Origin of the sequence: Phyllobacterium sp. CCNWLW183 (genome assembly GCF_037203775.1) — a bacterium.
Lineage (GTDB): Bacteria > Pseudomonadota > Alphaproteobacteria > Rhizobiales > Rhizobiaceae > Phyllobacterium > Phyllobacterium ifriqiyense.
In genome coordinates this window covers 83,569-101,155 of sequence record NZ_JBBCBN010000009.1, presented here as the reverse complement: position 1 = coordinate 101,155, position 17,587 = coordinate 83,569, and the positions used below count along the sequence as shown (strand labels likewise).

Here is a 17,587-nt window from a genome sequence, read left to right as displayed (position 1 = left end):
GTTCAAGCCTGAATAATCCGCCTGCCCGCATTGGCGATAGGTGTGGTCGCACCACTCATCATGGTTTTCGCATAAACCAGCTTCTGGAAACGCCCATTGATCGAAATGCGCGGCAATATATGCATGTGAGCCCGATGTTCGGCGTGGATGGTGCCGTGACGGGTTGTCACTGCCGAAACAAAACCTTCCTGCGCCGCCAATGATGCCTCACGATCGCCCGCCGCTCTCACCGAGCCATAGGGATAGGCGAAATGCTGCGGTCGTTTGCCCAATTTTTCTTCCAGCATATCTGCGGATTGCCGCATTTCGAAAGAAACCATCTCAGGTGTCAATCGCTTGAGATTGTAGTGATGAACGGAGTGCGCGCCGATTGTGCATAGCGGATCGGTGGCGATCTGACGCAATTCTTTCCAGTTCATAACATCGCGATCGGCAGCGACACCGCAAATCATGTTCTGGGCGTCACACATTTCCCGCAAGACAGGCATTTGCTGGAGTTCGGTCAGTGTTTCGGTGAAATAGCGCATCAAGGCGTGAAATGTCGCGCGCTTCTGGAACATTGTTGCGCAACGCCATTCCTGGCCGTTCGGTGCCTTGATGAAGCTAGCCTTGGCGACGAGAAGTTCCAGCACCTCCCACCACAAAACAGCCGCGCCTTCTATAAGACCGGGCGTTGCATAAACCGTGAAAGGCGCACGGTGTTTTTGAAAGACCGGATAGGCATGATGGAGATTATCACTATAGCCATCATCAAGCGTGACCGCCGCAAAACGGCGCCCGCCCTTTGAGCCGGATGCAATGCGGGCGACAGCTTCATCCATGGAAACCAGCTCAATATCTTCCGACTTAAGGGATACCAGTATTGTGTCGAGAAAGGCCGGAGAGATTGAGAGCGAACGATTGACGCCGAGCGGACTTGTGCAGTCCGGCCGCACCCTGTGCAGCATAATGATTGAACCGAGACCGCCAAGACGCGCGCGCGACCGCGATGCAAAGCCGCTATGCCAAGCCAGCCTCATCACGGCCTTGCGTATTAAATCGGCCGCGTGGACCATTCCTTCACCAACTTTGATTTATGTAGAAGCAACAGGATAGTTATTGCTCCAATAGAGCATAGTGAATGCTGATGATATATCGAATACCTTCGTCGTAAATCGTCTTTTCGTGGAACGCAAGAATGAACCATCGGCAGCTTGAAGCAAAAATACTGATCGATGGCCGTGATGTTGAGGCTGCCTGGTTTGAACTTGGTGCCGATTTCATCTCGGGAGCCTCGCAAACGCCGCGTTGGCTTGCGCTTTGGCAATCTCTGGTCAATCGCGATTGCCTTGTCGCGGCGCTTTATTGCGAGGAGCAACCTGTTCTTATCCTGCCGCTGGAAATCCGGCAAACCGGGCCGCTACGTATCGCGATATATGCTGGCGGCCCTCATGCGAATTGCAATTTTCCCGCCATTTTGCCGGGTCAAAACATTACGGCGGACGCGCTTCGTTTGCTCTTCGATGCCCTGCACCATGCGCGTCCCGATATCGACCTTGTATCGCTGACCCGTCAGATGGGCGAACTCGGCGGCTTTGCAAATCCCCTGATAAAAATTCCAAGCAGGGTTAACGCAAATATAAGCCTTGCCATCACGTTGGATGGAAATTTCGAGACGGTTCTCGCCATGGGCAATGCGAAGCGCAAAAAGAAAAAGCACAGGCACGATATGCGCCGGTTCGAGGATGCAGGCGGCTTCAGCACCATAACCGCGACAACGCCGGAAGAGACCAATGCGATGCTCGATAATTATTTCGAGCATAAAGCAACGCGGTTGGCACAGGCGGGGATTAAAAACACTTATGAACCAGCGGGCGTGAAGGACTTCTTCAAGCAGCTTTTTGCGGAGGAAGCCGCCGCGCCCTCGCCGCGTTTTCAGTTGAAAGCCTTGAAGGTTGCCGGGCAATATCGTGCAGTCCTTGGAAAATCTTATGCTGCAGATCAGACCTTCATCGATTTCGTTGGAATTGCTGAAGACGATCTGGTCAGCACGAGCCCGGGCGAGTTTCTGTTCTTCGAAGATATTGCCGCAAGCTGCCAGACCGATTTGGATATTTATAGTTTTGGCATCGGGGATGAACCCTATAAGCGCAGCTGGTGCGATATTGAGCTGCCGACCTATGATACCGATATCAGCCTTACGGCAAAGGGCAGGATTTTCCAGGTATGGCTTCAGGTTCGCCGCAAGCTGGTGCGCATGATGAAGCAGAATGAATTTGTCTGGGCAAAGGTGAAAAAACTGCGCTCAATGTTGCGCGGCGCGCGCCGAAGTTAAGCCCGGCGCACGAGCCTGCCAGCTTCCAGCCACAACTCGCCAGGATGGAAGGGCGTCAGCAGATTTGGCTCAAGAAAGCGCGCGTCATAAACGGCTTTTGCAGTGGCAGTCACGTCCGGATCATCCGGGTTGACCACGCCGAGAATAAGCTCTGTGCCCTCAGCCAGCAAATGCTTCAGCTCGGAAACAGTAGACGGGCCGCTATCGACGACAACCAGATCATAGGCAGACTGCAAGGCGGTCAGAATCATCGGCAGACGCCCGGCCGATTGCATAGCCTTTACCGGATCATGATTGCCGAGCGGAATAATTTCGGCCTGTGAGTAGTGATCGAGATGAATAACATCGCTGAAGTGTTTTTCAGAGACGAGCAGATCGGTGATGCCGGGTAAGCTACCATCATCCAGCATGGAACGCCCGATCTCCGGCGAACCGGTCATATCAACGAGAATCACGCGTACGCCCCTGTCCGCCAGTTCGCGCACCAGCAGGATCGTCAAGGCGGACGCTTCATCGCCCTCTGGAGAGACGATGACCGCCCTCGCCGCGCCACTTGCCATGATTCGATCAGCGACAATGGCGACACTGGTATGATCGGTTTCTATAGGCTGAAGCGTCTCCGGCATGATCGGCAGCGGAGCAGACTTGTCTGATGCAGATTGAATCTCTTCTGTGGCCGGTGCAGCAGCCACTGCCGCTACAGGTGGGGACATGGTTGCGGGCTGATCGATGGGCCGCGCCGGCACTTCATAAGCGCCCGATACAGGACGCAAGGCCCGGCCACTGAACAGCGCGTGGAGAAGGGTCCCAATGCTCAAGATCAACAATGAAGCCACGAAGGCAGCGAGCGTCATCGGAACCTTTTTGGGGAAGTAAGGTTCGATTGGGCGATCGGCGCGAGAGAAAATGCGAGCATCAGCAGGCATGTAGCCTCGATCTGTGCGCGACGATGCCTCGCGGTAACGCGTAAGATAGGATTCGAGCAGTTGGCGCTGGGCCGTCGCTTCGCGTTCCAGCGCCCGCAACTCCACTTCTTCCTCACCGGCCCGCGATGACTGCGCCTTGAGCTGGTTCAGGGAACGATTCAGCTCTGCCTCACGCAAGCGCGCAGTTTCTGCTTCGTTTTCAAGGCTTGCCAGCACCTTGCGCGCTTCGAGGCGTATCTGATTGTTCAAGTCGGCAAGCTGCGAGCGCAATGCCCTTATTCTGGGATGTCCGCTAAGCAGTGAAGCTGACAGGTCAGCAATGTCGTTGTTAAGCTGGACCTGGCGTTCGCGCAGCCGCTGGATCAAAGGCGAAGCAATGACATCCGGCAGGGTTTCCGCCTGTGCGCCACTTTGCAATGCTGCCCGTACGCTTGCTGCGCGCGCTTCGCTTGCGGCCCTGTTGGCGCGAACGCGTGACAATTCACTGGAAAGTTCCGAAAGCTGCTGGGTCGCCAGCACCGCATTATTCTGCCCAATCAAGAGATCGGACGAACTGCGATAGGCCGCAACCTTGGCCTCCGCATCCTTGACCCGCTTGCTCAAGTCCGCGATCTCTGGCTGTAGCCAGCCCGTGGCATCCGTATTTATTTCGGACTTCGCCGCCTGCTGCATAGCCATGTATTCATCTGCGATGGCATTGGCGACCGAGGCAGACAAATCCGCATCTTTCGACGAAAATTGGACGACAATAACGCGGGACGCCTGAACACTGTAAACCAGCAGGCGGTCGCGCAGTGCCTGAAGAATATAGTCTGCACGCGTTTCATCGCTCAAATTACGGCCAAGCCCCACACTATCCAGAAGCCTGGACAACATTGAGGGTTCGGCGCTTGCGGTCAGCTCGGCATTTTTTGCCAGATCAAGCTTGGTGATGACGTTGCGCAAAACATCGGATGAACCGATCAATTCAACCTGGCTTTTGATCGCTTCCTGATCAACCACAGGACGATCATCAGTCTGCTGATTGGCCGGACGAGTGAATACGGATTCACGCGCTTCAATAAGGATACGTGTTTCAGCACGATATTTCGGCGAGACCATAGAGAGAGCGATGAAGGTCAGAACGGTGACAAGCAATGTACCAATGATGATGCGACGCTTGTTTTGCCATAGACTGGCAAACAGCGCACCCATATCGATGTCTACATCAGTGCCTGTGGATTTGGCCTGAGCCATGCGATCACCCCATACCATATGCCTTAAGGGTAAAGACTTATGGTAACCACCAAGTTAAGACTTTTGCGCCCAGAACAGCCTTCTCATATCGCGAGCTTTACCAGCCATTAACCCTAATGAATTGATAATGCACCCAGAGAATCGACAAGCGCGTTGCCAAGTTAGGGTCCGAATCGTGTTCAGCAAGCAGATATTTCTGGTATCAATCGGCATTGCCTGCATGACGCTTGGTGGTTGCGCCAGTTATCGCCCAGCGCCGCCTGCATTTAACGAGGCGATCAACAAGCCATATATGCTCGACGCGGGTGACCGAATCCGCCTGACGGTCTTTGAGCAGGACGGCATTACCAACACCTATAGCGTCGATCAGGCCGGCTATATTTCCATTCCGCTGATTGGCAGCGTGCCAGCGCGCGGCAAGACCATCCAGCAGATCGAGGCAGCAGTGGCAGCCAAGCTCAAGCAGGGATATTTGCGCGAGCCCGATGTTGCCGTCGAGATTGATCGCTATCGGCCCATCTTCATCATGGGCGAAGTGGGCGCTGCAGGCCAATATTCTTATGTTCCGGGCATGACCGCCCAGAAAGCCATTGCTGCCGCGGGTGGATTTAGCGCTCGCGCCAATCAAGGCGACGTCGATATTACGCGGCAATTTAATGGTGAAAGCCTCACAGGGCGTGTGACTATCTCAGATCAGGTATTGCCCGGCGACACGATCTACGTGCGCGAACGCTTTTTCTGATCGGCGCACATGAAGACCAGCCGGTCACTCCGTATTGTTCATTGCTTCAGGGCTCCCGTAGGTGGCGTCTTTCGGCATGTCCGCGATCTGGTTGCTGCGCAGAATGCCGCGGGGCATCAAGTTGGCGTAATCTGCGACGCAACAATTGGAAGCGAACTTGAGGAACAACTCCTCGCCGAACTTGGCGTCGGGCTGGCTTTGGGACTAACGCGTATTCCAATGCAAAGGCAGATTGGGTTCCGCGATGCCGTAGCGGCATTCAGGACATACAAGACAATCAAGAAATTGAAGCCTGAGATTCTGCATGGGCACGGCGCCAAAGGCGGCACCTATGCAAGAATATTCGGCTCGCTGTTACGGGTATCTGGTGCAAGCGTTGCCCGTTTTTATTCGCCGCATGGCGGTAGTCTCCATTACGATCCGACGAAACTTTCCGGAAAACTGATTTTCCGGATCGAGCGGCTGATGGAGCGAATGACGGATCGCATTATATTTGTTTCAAAGTTCGAGCGCGAAACCTATGTGCGGAAAGTTGGAGAGCCCCACTGCCCCAATGCTTTGATCCATAATGGGCTGTCCGCACAAGAGTTTGATCCGGTCGTCGAGAACGACAATGCCGCAGATTTTCTGTTCATCGGAGAATTACGCGCGCTGAAAGGGCCCGATATTTTCATTGAGGCTCTCGCAAAGGCCAGCAAAGCAAGCGCGCGGAAGTTTACTGCCGTTATTGTTGGTGATGGGAGAGACCGCGCATCACTGGTGGAACAGGCCGTATTGATACGGGAGCAGACCGATATAAGGTTCCTGCCTCCCATGAAGGCCAGAGACGCTTTCCGCCTTGCAAAAATTGTGGTGGTGCCTTCGCGCGCTGAAGCCTTGCCCTATATTGTTCTGGAGGCATTGGCAGCTGGAAAGGCGTTGATCGCCAGCCGGGTGGGTGGAATTCCAGAAATTCTGGGCGATCAATCGCTAGCACTGGTCAGGCCCGACGCAACCGAACTTGCCCAGAAAATACTAACTGCCATTGGCGATGTTACAGCCTATCGCACCGTCCTGCCGGATATGGACGATCTGAAAAAGAACTTCAGCGCCAGCAGTATGGCAGCCCGGTTGGAAACCGAATATTTCGTTTCACTTGGTCGCTAATTATCAAACCTTTCTTAGTGCCTATATGCTACCTAAGGTAGTATTATGAGAGATAACAACGCAAAACCGAAGCTCACTCGCGAGTCCGTTCGTAATCTGCTGTCCGATGAAGAATCTTCAACGGGCAAAAGCAGCCTGAGCCCTGTCGCCTACACGATTGCGTCACAATATGCGCAATCAACCAACTCGCCGGTAATGATCAGCGGCATCATGCGGATCATCGAGTTCATGATCGTGGCGGTTACGGGCATCGCGATCTATATTTTCTATGTGGGCGCATCGCCGAGCTTGTTTCTGCACTATTTGCTGGCAGTCGTGGTCACCGCAACCGCGACTGTTTTCATGTTGGAGCTGAGCGACAGTTACCAGCTTGCCACGATGCGCGATCCGTTCAGCAAGTTCGGGCGGCTTGTCATCATATGGTCGGGCGTTTTCGCGATGATGTCGCTGGCAGCCTTCTTCCTCAAAATATCCGAAGACTATTCGCGTGTCTGGTTTGGCGCCTGGTTTCTTTGCGGACTGGTTTTGTTTGTTGCGTTTCGGCTCATCATGTCCCGGTTGATCCGGCGCTGGGCACGTAATGGCAAGATGGAGCGGCGGGCCGTTCTCGTCGGTGGCGGCAAACCCGCCGAAGACCTCATCCGTTCCATCGAGCAGCAACCCTATAATGATATTCGCATTTGCGGGGTCTTTGACGATCGCGACGCAAAACGTTCACCGCCTATTGTTGCTGGTTACCCGAAGCTTGGCAATATTTCAGAGCTCATCGAGTTTGCGCGGATAGCGCATATCGATATGCTCATCGTTTGCCTGCCTATAACGGCTGAAGAGCGCGTACTCTCGCTTTTGAAGAAGCTCTGGGTGCTGCCCGTTGACATAAGACTATCGGCCCACAACAACCATTTGCAATTCCGCCCACGCGCTTATTCCTATATCGGCTCAGTGGCGATGATCGATCTGTTTGACAAGCCGATCAATGATTGGGACTCGGTCGCCAAACGCGCTTTTGACATCTTCTTCAGTCTCTTCGGCATTCTCGTTTTCAGCCCGATCATGCTGGCTACAGCGCTTGCGATCAGACTGGAAAGCAAGGGTTCTGTCATTTTCAAGCAACAGCGCCACGGCTTCAATAATGAGATCATCGAGGTCTGGAAATTCCGTTCCATGTATACGGAAATGTGCGACCCGACGGCGCGCAACGCAGTTGTCAAAAATGATCCGCGTGTCACTCGTGTGGGTCGTTTCATCCGCAAGACTTCCATCGATGAACTGCCCCAATTTTTCAACTCGCTGATGGGGACCCTGTCGCTTGTCGGGCCTCGTCCTCACGCCATAGCGGCCCACTCCCACAATCTTCTCTACAATGATGTGGTGGATGGCTACTTTGCCCGACACCGGGTTAAACCAGGCGTGACAGGGTGGGCCCAAATCAACGGCTGGCGCGGAGAGATCGACTCGGACGACAAGATCAAGATGCGCACGGAGTTCGATCTTTATTATATCGAAAACTGGTCGCTTTGGTTTGATCTGAAAATTCTGCTGCTTACCCCTATCCGCCTGCTGAATACGGACAACGCCTATTGAGCACTGTTGCGCATCGCGACTTACCAAGCGGGATAGATCGCGCCACCAAGAACCGCGTGCTCATCCGGCTCATTTCAAATTTTGCGGTGGGTTTCGGTGTATTCCTGAGTGGTTTCGTCATCGACGAACCTGCTCCATACGAACTTTACATGGCGGGCCTGATCGCGATTTGGGCCTTGTTCGGCCTCAGGCTCTCGCAGGTTAGCGGCGCGCTTCTTGCCATATTGGTGATCTTCAATATTGGCGGCGTTATCTCGATGGGACAGATGTCCGATCTGAAAACCGCCCCCATGTATCTCGCCGTATCGCTGTTCTTGTCGCTGACGTCCGTCTTCTTCGCTGCCATCGTTAAAAACGACTACCGCGTGCTCAACATCATCTTTGGCGGTTATGTGCTGGGAGCGATATGTACCTCGCTGCTCGGCATTCTCGGCTATTTCAATGCCTTTCCCGGTTCAGAGCTCTTTACGCGCTACGGACGGGCGATGGGTGCTTTTCAGGATCCGAATGTTTTCGGGCCATTTCTCATGCTGCCCTTTGCCTGGTTATTGCACGGCATACTGGCGGGAAGTTTGCGCGCCCTTCCCTTGCGCCTCGTACCAATTCTGATTTTGACACTGGCAATCTTTCTCTCATTTTCACGGGCCGCGTGGGGCATGGCGCTGCTCATCATTGCCGGGATGGCGCTGCTGCTGTTCATTCACAACCCCAGCCCGTTGTTTCGCCTGCGGATCATGATCATGGCGATCGTGGCCGTTGCGCTGGCATTGATTGCAATTGTCATCGCATTGCAGATCCCCAGCGTGGCCGAGCTTTTCAATGCGCGCGCACAACTGGTTCAGGATTATGATGATGCGCAGTTCGGTCGCTTCGCCCGCCACTGGTATGGTTTATTAATGTCTATCGACCACCCCCTCGGCATTGGGCCGTTGGAGTTTGGCCCCATCTATGGCGAAGACACACATAATATCTGGCTTAAAGCACTGCTGGATTATGGTTGGATCGGTTTTGCCAGTTATTTGCTGCTCACCATGCTCACTCTCGGACTTGGGTTACGCATCCTTTTCCGTGACCGGCCCTGGCAGCCATATCTCCTATGCGCCTATCTTGCCTACCTCACACATGTGGTGGTGGGAAACGTTATCGATACAGACCATTGGCGCCATTTTTATCTGCTGGTCGGGGTTATATGGGGATGCGTTGCGCTTGAGGTGGCAAATAAACGCCAAGAAAAATGACAGTAATACTGCCATGTCCTGCAACTGAAAATAGCACAATGCGCGCGTTTTTAACGAATTGCTGTCGTTTTCTGCAATTGAATGAATCGACTTCAGCTGGTTTTTTAGTTCAATAAGGCATTTCTACCAGCAAAATCCAGAAACAGGATGAAGGCCATAGTCGATTTTTTAAAAAAGAATAACCCAAACTATTCCACTTCTGATGGTGAACTTATGCAGCAGGCGCTCGATATTGCCGCTGCAAAATTGGGAATTTGCGAAGAGAACAAACATGAGCGCAGTTCACTCATCCGGTTTGTTCGCGCTGCCTTTATCATCGGCAACCGCGATGTGGATGCCATCGCAAGTTTCACTGTGAACGCAATTCTTATCAGGCGCAAAAACTCACATCGCTGACGCCTGCTTGCTAATCGGGTTGCTCGGGCGGACAAGGCCAATTGGCTGGTGCGGTCAGCCCTTGTGGTAGCTTCGTCGCGCTGTCGCCACATGCCAGATCAAGCTGTGACTGCTGCAGACCCCTGGATAATGAAAGATCAAGTCCTTCTATTCGCGTGCGAAACATGAATGCCTTGTCAAAGTTCAGCGTTCCTTCGGTCGTCGCACCCGTCAGATCAGCGCGCGAGAGATTGGCCAGACTGAAATTGACGCCTGAAAGATTGGCCTTCTGGAAAATGGCACGCCCAAGCTCGGCTTTGGCCAAATTGGCCGAGGACAAATCCGCCTGCGTGAAATTTGCGCGCTGCAACTCCGAACTGGCGAATGTGGCACTGGCGGCAGACAGTTTGGTGAAATTTGAGCGATAGGCTTCAATACGATTGAAGTTGGCTTTCGTGGCGGACGCCTCGGCGAGCGAAGCTCTTATCAGCGTGGCCTTTTCAAAATTGGCGCTGTTCACATTGGCGGTGCTCAAATCCGTGCCGGTGAAATCGGTTCCCGAAAGATTTGCACCTTCAAGGTTACTTCCAGGGATAATGATGCTGCGCTTGTTGCATTCGCTCCAGTCAAGCCCCGGCTCCGCCATGCTTCCGCATTGTGCAGCTGATGCGCTGCCCGCCACTGCCAAGCCAGCAATAACTGCAAGCAATGCCAATAGACGACGCGCAATTTGAGGATTGGTGACAATACGCATTCATTCGCTCCCATGACCCATTTACCAGTCATATTATTTAAGTAGCGCTGAGTGTCACAGAATAACAGTGCAAATGGCAAAAAAGGCCGGGCAAGCAATGCCGAACCTTATTCCGCTTTGAAACTATACTAGGCTTTTGTGATTCCTACAGAAAATGGTCGGAGTGGCCGGATTCGAACCGACGACCCCTTGACCCCCAGTCAAGTGCGCTACCGGGCTGCGCTACACTCCGACATTTTCTATAAGTGCGTGGTGCAACCAAGCTTTGCTCAGATGCAAGATACGCAATCACGGCGAAATCCCTAGATTACTGAGCTTTTTATAGCAATACCTAAAGCCAAAGAAATAAGACAAACTCCACACAATGCATGCCATCCAAGGAGCTTGGCGCCGGATGCCAGGCAATTTCGCGTCAGTTCCGGCGCTGGTCGAGGATGGCAGGAGGTTCTTGGCCGACATAGATATTGGCTTCAATTGCGGCCTCAACGAATATCGTCCGCGCGGCACTCACCGAGACAATGCCGGATTGCGCTTCATAGCACGCCACACGCGCTTCCAGGTGCAAAGAAGATCTCTTTTTCGGCCAACCATTGAGCAAAAACGCAGCTGCCTCACTTATTGACGAAATAGTTTCGTTCCGACCGGTCTGATTATTTTCCAGGATGACAGGAAGAAATTCAAGGTTAACCATTGGGACCCCATTTAATCCCCTTCTTTTCAGTAAAGGGCTTCCATCCTTGGCAGATGGCCAAGACTGAACTGATTTTCTCATTGGTGAGTCGATATATCCGCCAATACGCGGGCCAGCGTGACGCGAGAGTGACGCGTAATTGTAATCAAATTGCCGGATCATTTTTGTCCAATGCCACAACCCGAAACGCTTATTTTGCAAGGATTTTTTCGCCGTAACCGGGTGGCTGCCTGACATTGTTCCTATCGAAACTTGCCAATAAGTTGATATCAACCTATTGTGGGCTGATGAATCGCATGACGGCCCAACCGGGTTTGAACTCACCTTTCCAGCAGACAGCAGTTTTTGACGCATGTGAGGAGATGCCTAATGAACAGCAATGAAACGCTCGTACCCGCACAGGAATTGGCCCTGAAAAATGGTGCACGCTATCCCAATGAAAGCGAAGAATATCGAAAAGCCCGCAATGCCCTGCTTGCGGAGGAGATCGAACTTCGCAGGCATATTGAACGCGTAGCCCAACAACGCCGCGCCTTGCCACTGGGAGGAACAGTGACGGGGCCCTACAAGTTTGAGGGAGAAAACGGGCCTGCGGACTTTGCCGACCTGTTTGGCGACAAACAAACATTGATCATCTACAGCTATATGTTCGGTCCCCAACGCCAAAGACCCTGCCCCATGTGCACATCACTTCTGTCATCCTGGGATGGCGAGGCAAAGGATGTCGGCCAACGCGCTGCACTTGCTGTCGTCGCACGATCACCGATTGACCGGCTGCTCGCTTTCAAGAAAGAGCGCGGCTGGCAGGGCCTCAATCTTTATACTGATCTGACGGGAGACTACAGCCGGGACTATGTCAGCGCGGATGACGAGGACGATACAGCCATCAACGTTTTTACCCGGCGGGACGGCACCATCCGGCATTTTTGGAGTGCCGAAATGGGCGGAGCAACAGCTGATCCGGGGCAAGATCCGCGAGGTGCACCCGATCCCATGCCGCTTTGGACCATTCTGGATATGACACCCGAAGGAAGGGGTAGCGACTGGTATCCCAAACTTGACTACAGAACCTAAGGCTCACAGGCCTTATCAACCGGTACAAACGGACCAGTAGCGCCATGGCGAAACATGGCCGCTAAAGCTATGCATTGATCCAGGTGATTAAAATCGGAACATTCACCGAACCACACCGTTATAGCTCGTGTGTTAAACAGGAGCATTCAACTATGGCGATATTTTCCAAGAACGCAGACGATGTGCAGGGTGACGTAGAGGCGCAGATTGCTGCATTACGCAAGGAAATCTCCAAGATTTCTTCAAGTCTGTCGGATTTGGGCTCCGAGCGGTTTGACGAGGTTCGCCGCGTTGCGGCTAAACAAGCACGTTACGCGGCCGATACCGCAAAGCAAAACCCGGTTGCCACCCTCGCCATCGTAGCAGGGGCAGCATTGTTGATCGGTCTCTTCTCACGCCGTTAATTTGAAGGATCAGCATCATGGACGATATAGCCGATGCAATTCAAAGTGAGGCAGACAAGGCTCGCTTGAAAAGCGAGATCGCCCAGTTGAAACGCGATCTTGCTGCAATAACGAAAACGCTGGCGGATAAGGGAGCCAGGGTTTTCGATGACCTTACCGAAGATGACGACGATGAAAACTATTCCTCGACTGCGCAAACAATCCGGCGGCGAGGTATTCAAGCTGCCGGAGCAATCGGTCATCAGGCCAAACGGATCGGTGACATTCCGACCCAAAATTCAATTTCGACATTGGTAATGATCGCCGGTCTCGGCGTTATCATCGGAATGCTGGCAACCCGGCCCTAGTGCCGGGTTCATATGATAGGCAAACTTTAACGAACCTGATCGAGCAGGCGCTTGCATTCAAGAAGATCAAACAATGTTTCCTGCAACAGAGCGCGATTATCTTTCGACAAGCGCTTGCCATCGGCAGCTACAGGCCCTTCATCATCGCCCTTGATCAATCCGAACAGGCGGCGCCCATGTGGCGCCGCTTTTGGTGCGCCCATAACAGCGGCTTCTTCATCAGCATCTGCCCTGCTCTGTTCCGCCGCCAAAGCTTCTTCCTGGCGTGCATGAGCCTGTTTCTGCTGACTGATCGTCTCTGCCGCAGCAATATCACCACTGCCGAGAGCTATGATGAATTGCGTGCCATTCTCGCGCAGAAGACGCTGAACGCCCTTGATCGTATAACCCTGATCATAAAGAAGATGACGGATGCCCTTGAGCAGATCGACGTCGAGCGGACGGTAATAACGTCGTCCACCGCCCCGCTTCATTGGCTTGATATGCGTGAATCTGGTTTCCCAAAAGCGCAGGACGTGCTGTGGCAAATCCAGATCTTCGGCAACTTCGCTGATGGTTCTAAATGCGTCGGGACTCTTGTCCATGATTCCACCTTTGAGCCAAAGCGTTACTGCACCCTTTGCGCCGGATAGTCCAAGCCTTACTTTCGCAAGGTCTCAATCCATCCTTATTTTCGCATCGGCTTGCCCGAAAACCGGATTCCACTTTTTGGCCGATGCTACAGCGCATGGTGCGTTAAGGAGAATTCTGATTCGACGTCTATTTCAGCGGTTTATCAGCAATTTTTCAAGCTCAGTCCGAGATCGGCCCACAGCAATCTCGTCCAAGCATGCATGATAATACCGATCAGGCCGACTTTTTCTTCCGGGTTTGATGCGAACGCAAAATGCGCTGCTTCAACACATTGGACGCCTTGAATGTCATGACGCGACGCGGCAGGATCGGAACCTCCTCCCCTGTTTTCGGGTTGCGCCCGATCCGTTCATTCTTGTCCCGGACCTGAAATGTCGCAAAAGACGACAGTTTTACGGTCTCGCCGCGGACGATTGCATCACAAACCTCGTCAAGAATGGTTTCGACAAGTGACGCTGACTCGGTGCGTGAAAGCCCTACCTTGCGATAGACTGCTTCAGCCAGATCAGCGCGCGTAATGGTTTTACCCCCCATACGATCTCAAAGCTCTCGTTTTATTGCAAAACTATCGGTGACAGCGGAAGTTATAGGATGAAAACTGATCGGGCAAGCAGGATGGGGAACTTCGTTACCTAATCTGCCAACCCAACCGGATTACTACCAACGTAGCAGAACTGCACCCCACGTAAAGCCCCCACCCATGGCTTCAAGCAGCACAACATCACCCTCTTTGATTCGACCGTCCGAAACAGCCGTCTCAAGCGCTAAGGGTACTGAAGCAGCAGAAGTATTTCCGTGTTGGTCAACGGTTATGACGACCTTTTCGGAAGGCAAATCCAGCTTCTTTGCGGTGGCATCGATAATGCGCTTATTGGCCTGGTGTGGAACAAACCAATCGATATCCGCTGCTGTAATTCCTGCATCGGAAAGCGATGCTTCAATAACATCCGTGACCATGCCCACGGCATGTTTGAAAACCTCGCGGCCCTCCATGCGAAGGTGACCAACAGTCTGCGTCGAGGACGGTCCGCCATCGACATACAACTTTTGCTTGTGGGAACCGTCCGACCGGAGATTGGCTGTCAGTATGCCACGGTCAGAGGTCAAGCCGCGTCCTTCATTGGCCTCAAGAATCAGAGCACCAGCGCCATCTCCAAAGAGCACGCAGGTGGTGCGGTCATTCCAATCCAGGATGCGCGAAAATGTTTCAGCGCCTATCACCAGAACACGCTTGGCCATGCCACCGCGAATATAGAGATCGGCTGTTGTAACAGCATAGACAAAGCCGGAGCATACAGCCTGCATGTCAAAGGCAAACCCATGGGTCATGCCAAGACGGGCCTGAATGTCGACAGCGGAGGCTGGAAACGTATTGTCCGGCGTGGATGTTGCCAGAATGATGAGATCAATATCGTCGGGCGTCATTCCCGCATTGTCGAGCGCAGCACGAGCCGCTGCTTCGCCCAGCGTTACAGTTGTCTCGCCCTCGCCTGCAATATATCGCTGACGGATGCCTGTACGCTGTACGATCCATTCATCAGTGGTTTCGACAACGCCTTCAAGATCGGCATTTTTTACCAGACGAGCCGGCTTTGCCGACCCTATCCCTTTGACAACGGAGCGGATCATTTAATTTCCTGTTGGTCTATTTCAACGTCCGCCTCGGCATCACCCTCACCTTTGAAGGCAACACCGACCGGGCTCTTGTGAAAGTGGCTCAGATCGGCAGCAATCTTATCCAGCAACCCATTCTTGGCCATGTCGTAACCTACGTCTATGGCAGCAGCAAAGCCGAGAGCATCCGTGCCGCCATGGCTCTTGATAACAATTCCGTTCAACCCGAGAAACACACCGCCATTGGTCTTGCGCGGGTCGAGCTTCTCCCGCAGGCGGTCAAACGCGCCCTTGGCGAAAATATAACCGATCTTTGCCATCAGCGTGCGGCTCATGGCTTCGCGAAGATATTGGGCAAACTGTTTTGCCGTGCCTTCCGCAGCTTTCAACGCGATATTACCGGTGAAACCTTCAGTCACAACGACATCAACGGTGCCCTTGCCAATATCATCGCCTTCAACGAAGCCGTAATATTCCAGGCTTGGCAAGGGTATCTCACGCAGGATGCGTGCTGCATCCTTCACATCGTCCTGGCCTTTGATCTCCTCAACGCCAACATTCAAAAGACCAATCGTCGGGCGCTTGATCTCGAACAGCGCGCGCGCCATGGCAGATCCCATGACGGCATAATCAACAAGCTGCTGGGCATCGGCACCAATGGTTGCACCAATGTCCAGAACAATGCTTTCGCCGCGAAGTGTTGGCCAAATGCCTGCAATCGCCGGCCTTTCAACACTTGCCATGGTACGCAGGCAAAATTTTGACATGGCCATCAGAGCACCGGTGTTGCCTGCTGAAACGCAAACATCCGACCCGCCCGTCTTGACCGCTTCAATCGAACGCCACATGGATGACTTCCAGCGGCCATTGCGTAAGGCCTGACTTGGTTTTTCATCCATCCGTACCGATACATCGCAATGATGAAACGTGGACGCTTTGGACAAGGCTTGATGCTTTGCCAAGAGCGGCTGAACTTCTTCTTCGCGCCCGAAAATCACAAAGTGGATATCGGGGTGGCGCTCCAGCGCCGTCGCCATGCCGGGAACTACGATCTCAGGACCGAAATCGCCGCCCATGGCGTCAATAGAAATTCTAATCACTCTTGATTGTCCTGTCCTGTTCAGTTCTTAATGTTTTTTGAAAAGACTCGGCGAAAATAGCCATTTTGCTCGCAGACACAACCGGATTCTAATCGCAACCGGCTTGCTGGCGACAATAATCGTCAAGTTTCCCCTCACACCTTCATTGAATTTGCACGCGGGCGAACAAAATCGTCACGGATATGCCAATCAAGTTTTTTGTTTCCAGTCTTTCAAGCCAGCAAATGGATTGATGGGCTTTTCCTCGGTTCCGTCCGTGCCAAACGTTACCTCCACTGGCGGGGCGGCTTCCGCCTCGGGCTTGCGCGGGTAAGGGTCGATTGCCAACTCGAAAAACTCCTCGGCGATAGCTCCAGCATCCAGACTATCGCCAGAAAATGTCTCCGGTATGTCCGGACCATCGGCGCTGATTATCAACTCACCATTCTCATCGAGCGGCAAGCGGGCCAGGCGCGAGTCCTGCGGAACGAAAAGGCTATCAATCTCCGCATCGATTTTTGCGACGATAGGCTCAAGGGTAACCACGCAGGATTGAACAATATCGGCCTTAACCCTGCCGCGAATACGGATACCGTCCTTCTTCCAAGGAACGATCTGCAAATCTGCCTTGAAGGATTTTACATCCTCGAGTTCGTGAAAATCACGCAACGCATCGCGCTCTTTGCTGTCCGCTTCGATTTTAATTGTCAGGCCCTTTTGCGGCAATCGCTTGACCTGAACCGGAAAACTCAAAGCCCCATCCATTTTTCTAGCCATTGAGGTCTCCTTAATCTCTCTGTCCGGGCAGCGTGGTCGCGGCATCGGGAAATATTACTTTTCCACTCGCCAAAACGTCGTCTGGCTGCGTTTCCAGCAGTAATACCACCTGTTCCACGTAATTTGCCAGCGCCACGCCGCCGCCAATCCAATCAGCACTATCTGGACGTATATTGCGCGCCAGGGCAGTTGCCAGCTCGGTCTGATCGTTGTTTTCGAGCGCCCTATCATAAGACTCGACACGGCCATAAAACATTCGCGCAAGTTTCTTCATGCGTTTTGGCACACCGGAATCGCCAATTCCGAGTTCTCTCAACGAATGATCAACATCGCGGAAGAACTCATCGGTGACTTCCTGCCCGATTGATTTCAACGCGTCATTCCTGCCCTTGATGCGCCGGATAAACAGGAAAATGTGCAGAGACAGCATTTCATAGCGGCCTAAGGGTGAATCGGGCACGCCAATGTCCGAATAAAAATAGGGCTGCCGCGCCGCCGCCACGATTGTTTCGTAGATGGCAATCGTTATCGCCTCATTTGCCTTGGCCTTGCGGCTGAATAAACTGAGAATCATTAATTGGGCTTTCGCTTGAACCGGGGACACAACACGAGTCGCGTGTTGCATCGGACTTCAAGGTGGTTTACCGAAGTTC

At 53.1% G+C, this 17,587-nt stretch carries 19 protein-coding genes and 1 tRNA gene; 9 read left to right on the top strand and 11 right to left on the bottom strand.

Annotated features, from left to right (window positions below; all coding sequences use genetic code 11):
- Nucleotides 1–2: 2 nt before the first annotated feature.
- Nucleotides 3–1,055, bottom strand: coding sequence for a polysaccharide deacetylase family protein (locus V9K95_RS19745; RefSeq protein ID WP_336441878.1), 1,053 nt, complete (start codon nt 1,053–1,055; stop codon nt 3–5).
- A gap of 122 nt (nt 1,056–1,177) precedes the next feature.
- On the opposite strand from V9K95_RS19745, the gene V9K95_RS19740 reads away from it, so the two are divergent.
- Nucleotides 1,178–2,314: a GNAT family N-acetyltransferase gene (locus V9K95_RS19740; RefSeq protein ID WP_336441879.1), complete on the top strand. Its 1,137-nt coding sequence runs from the start codon at nt 1,178–1,180 to the stop codon at nt 2,312–2,314.
- On the opposite strand, the gene V9K95_RS19735 is transcribed toward V9K95_RS19740, so the two are convergent.
- A complete protein-coding gene (locus tag V9K95_RS19735) occupies nt 2,311–4,476 on the bottom strand; it encodes a GumC family protein (protein WP_336441880.1) in 2,166 nt (721 codons plus the stop codon). The two genes, V9K95_RS19740 and V9K95_RS19735, sit on opposite strands and share 4 nt — an antisense overlap.
- A 220-nt stretch (nt 4,477–4,696) precedes the next feature.
- Between V9K95_RS19735 and V9K95_RS19730 the strand changes: the two genes are divergently transcribed.
- The 5 genes from V9K95_RS19730 to V9K95_RS19710 all read left to right on the top strand — a co-directional run bounded on the left by V9K95_RS19730 (nt 4,697) and on the right by V9K95_RS19710 (nt 9,582).
- Nucleotides 4,697–5,218 (top strand): polysaccharide biosynthesis/export family protein, encoded by a 522-nt coding sequence (locus V9K95_RS19730; RefSeq protein WP_336441926.1) that lies wholly within the window; start codon nt 4,697–4,699, stop codon nt 5,216–5,218.
- 9 nt (nt 5,219–5,227) lie between these two features.
- Complete coding sequence (locus tag V9K95_RS19725; RefSeq protein WP_336441881.1) at nt 5,228–6,364, top strand: glycosyltransferase; 1,137 nt, start codon at nt 5,228–5,230, stop codon at nt 6,362–6,364.
- Nucleotides 6,365–6,409: 45 nt separating this feature from the next.
- The gene (locus tag V9K95_RS19720) at nt 6,410–7,948 is read left to right on the top strand and encodes an undecaprenyl-phosphate glucose phosphotransferase (protein ID WP_336441882.1); all 1,539 of its coding nucleotides are present in this window, start codon (nt 6,410–6,412) and stop codon (nt 7,946–7,948) included.
- Entirely contained in the window at nt 7,945–9,186 is a 1,242-nt protein-coding gene (locus V9K95_RS19715; protein ID WP_336441883.1) for an O-antigen ligase family protein, read from the top strand. Before V9K95_RS19720 ends, V9K95_RS19715 begins: the two co-directional genes overlap by 4 nt.
- Nucleotides 9,187–9,399: 213 nt before the next feature.
- Nucleotides 9,400–9,582: a hypothetical protein gene (locus V9K95_RS19710; protein WP_307284217.1), complete on the top strand. Its 183-nt coding sequence runs from the start codon at nt 9,400–9,402 to the stop codon at nt 9,580–9,582.
- Nucleotides 9,583–9,592: 10 nt separating this feature from the next.
- On the opposite strand, the gene V9K95_RS19705 is transcribed toward V9K95_RS19710, so the two are convergent.
- The 3 genes from V9K95_RS19705 to V9K95_RS19695 all read right to left on the bottom strand — a co-directional run bounded on the left by V9K95_RS19705 (nt 9,593) and on the right by V9K95_RS19695 (nt 11,243).
- Nucleotides 9,593–10,315, bottom strand: coding sequence for a pentapeptide repeat-containing protein (locus V9K95_RS19705; protein ID WP_336441884.1), 723 nt, complete (start codon nt 10,313–10,315; stop codon nt 9,593–9,595).
- A gap of 155 nt (nt 10,316–10,470) precedes the next feature.
- Nucleotides 10,471–10,547, bottom strand: a tRNA-Pro gene (locus tag V9K95_RS19700).
- Between the two features lie 180 nt (nt 10,548–10,727).
- Complete coding sequence (locus V9K95_RS19695) at nt 10,728–11,243, bottom strand: DUF982 domain-containing protein (RefSeq protein ID WP_336441885.1); 516 nt, start codon at nt 11,241–11,243, stop codon at nt 10,728–10,730.
- A gap of 132 nt (nt 11,244–11,375) precedes the next feature.
- Between V9K95_RS19695 and V9K95_RS19690 the strand changes: the two genes are divergently transcribed.
- The 3 genes from V9K95_RS19690 (at nt 11,376) to V9K95_RS19680 (ending at nt 12,831) form a co-directional block, all read left to right on the top strand.
- Nucleotides 11,376–12,080: a DUF899 family protein gene (locus V9K95_RS19690; RefSeq protein WP_336441886.1), complete on the top strand. Its 705-nt coding sequence runs from the start codon at nt 11,376–11,378 to the stop codon at nt 12,078–12,080.
- A 152-nt stretch (nt 12,081–12,232) separates the two neighbouring features.
- Nucleotides 12,233–12,484, top strand: coding sequence for a hypothetical protein (locus V9K95_RS19685; protein WP_336441887.1), 252 nt, complete (start codon nt 12,233–12,235; stop codon nt 12,482–12,484).
- A 17-nt stretch (nt 12,485–12,501) separates the two neighbouring features.
- On the top strand, nt 12,502–12,831 hold the full coding sequence (locus tag V9K95_RS19680) for a hypothetical protein (protein ID WP_336441888.1): 330 nt from the start codon (nt 12,502–12,504) through the stop codon (nt 12,829–12,831).
- 26 nt (nt 12,832–12,857) lie between these two features.
- Here V9K95_RS19680 and V9K95_RS19675 read toward each other — a convergent pair whose 3' ends face one another.
- The 6 genes from V9K95_RS19675 to V9K95_RS19650 form a co-directional block, all read right to left on the bottom strand.
- A complete protein-coding gene (locus V9K95_RS19675) occupies nt 12,858–13,415 on the bottom strand; it encodes a MerR family transcriptional regulator (protein ID WP_115052180.1) in 558 nt (185 codons plus the stop codon).
- A 262-nt stretch (nt 13,416–13,677) separates the two neighbouring features.
- The gene (locus tag V9K95_RS19670; RefSeq protein WP_008128366.1) at nt 13,678–13,998 is read right to left on the bottom strand and encodes an integration host factor subunit alpha; all 321 of its coding nucleotides are present in this window, start codon (nt 13,996–13,998) and stop codon (nt 13,678–13,680) included.
- 123 nt (nt 13,999–14,121) lie between these two features.
- Nucleotides 14,122–15,093, bottom strand: coding sequence for a beta-ketoacyl-ACP synthase III (locus tag V9K95_RS19665; RefSeq protein ID WP_115051716.1), 972 nt, complete (start codon nt 15,091–15,093; stop codon nt 14,122–14,124).
- Nucleotides 15,090–16,178: a phosphate acyltransferase PlsX gene (gene plsX / locus V9K95_RS19660; RefSeq protein WP_336441889.1), complete on the bottom strand. Its 1,089-nt coding sequence runs from the start codon at nt 16,176–16,178 to the stop codon at nt 15,090–15,092. Before plsX ends, V9K95_RS19665 begins: the two co-directional genes overlap by 4 nt.
- Before the next feature lie 189 nt (nt 16,179–16,367).
- A complete protein-coding gene (locus V9K95_RS19655) occupies nt 16,368–16,934 on the bottom strand; it encodes a YceD family protein (protein ID WP_336441890.1) in 567 nt (188 codons plus the stop codon).
- Between the two features lie 10 nt (nt 16,935–16,944).
- Nucleotides 16,945–17,508: a ubiquinol-cytochrome C chaperone family protein gene (locus V9K95_RS19650; RefSeq protein WP_336441891.1), complete on the bottom strand. Its 564-nt coding sequence runs from the start codon at nt 17,506–17,508 to the stop codon at nt 16,945–16,947.
- Between the last annotated feature and the right edge of the window lie 79 nt (nt 17,509–17,587).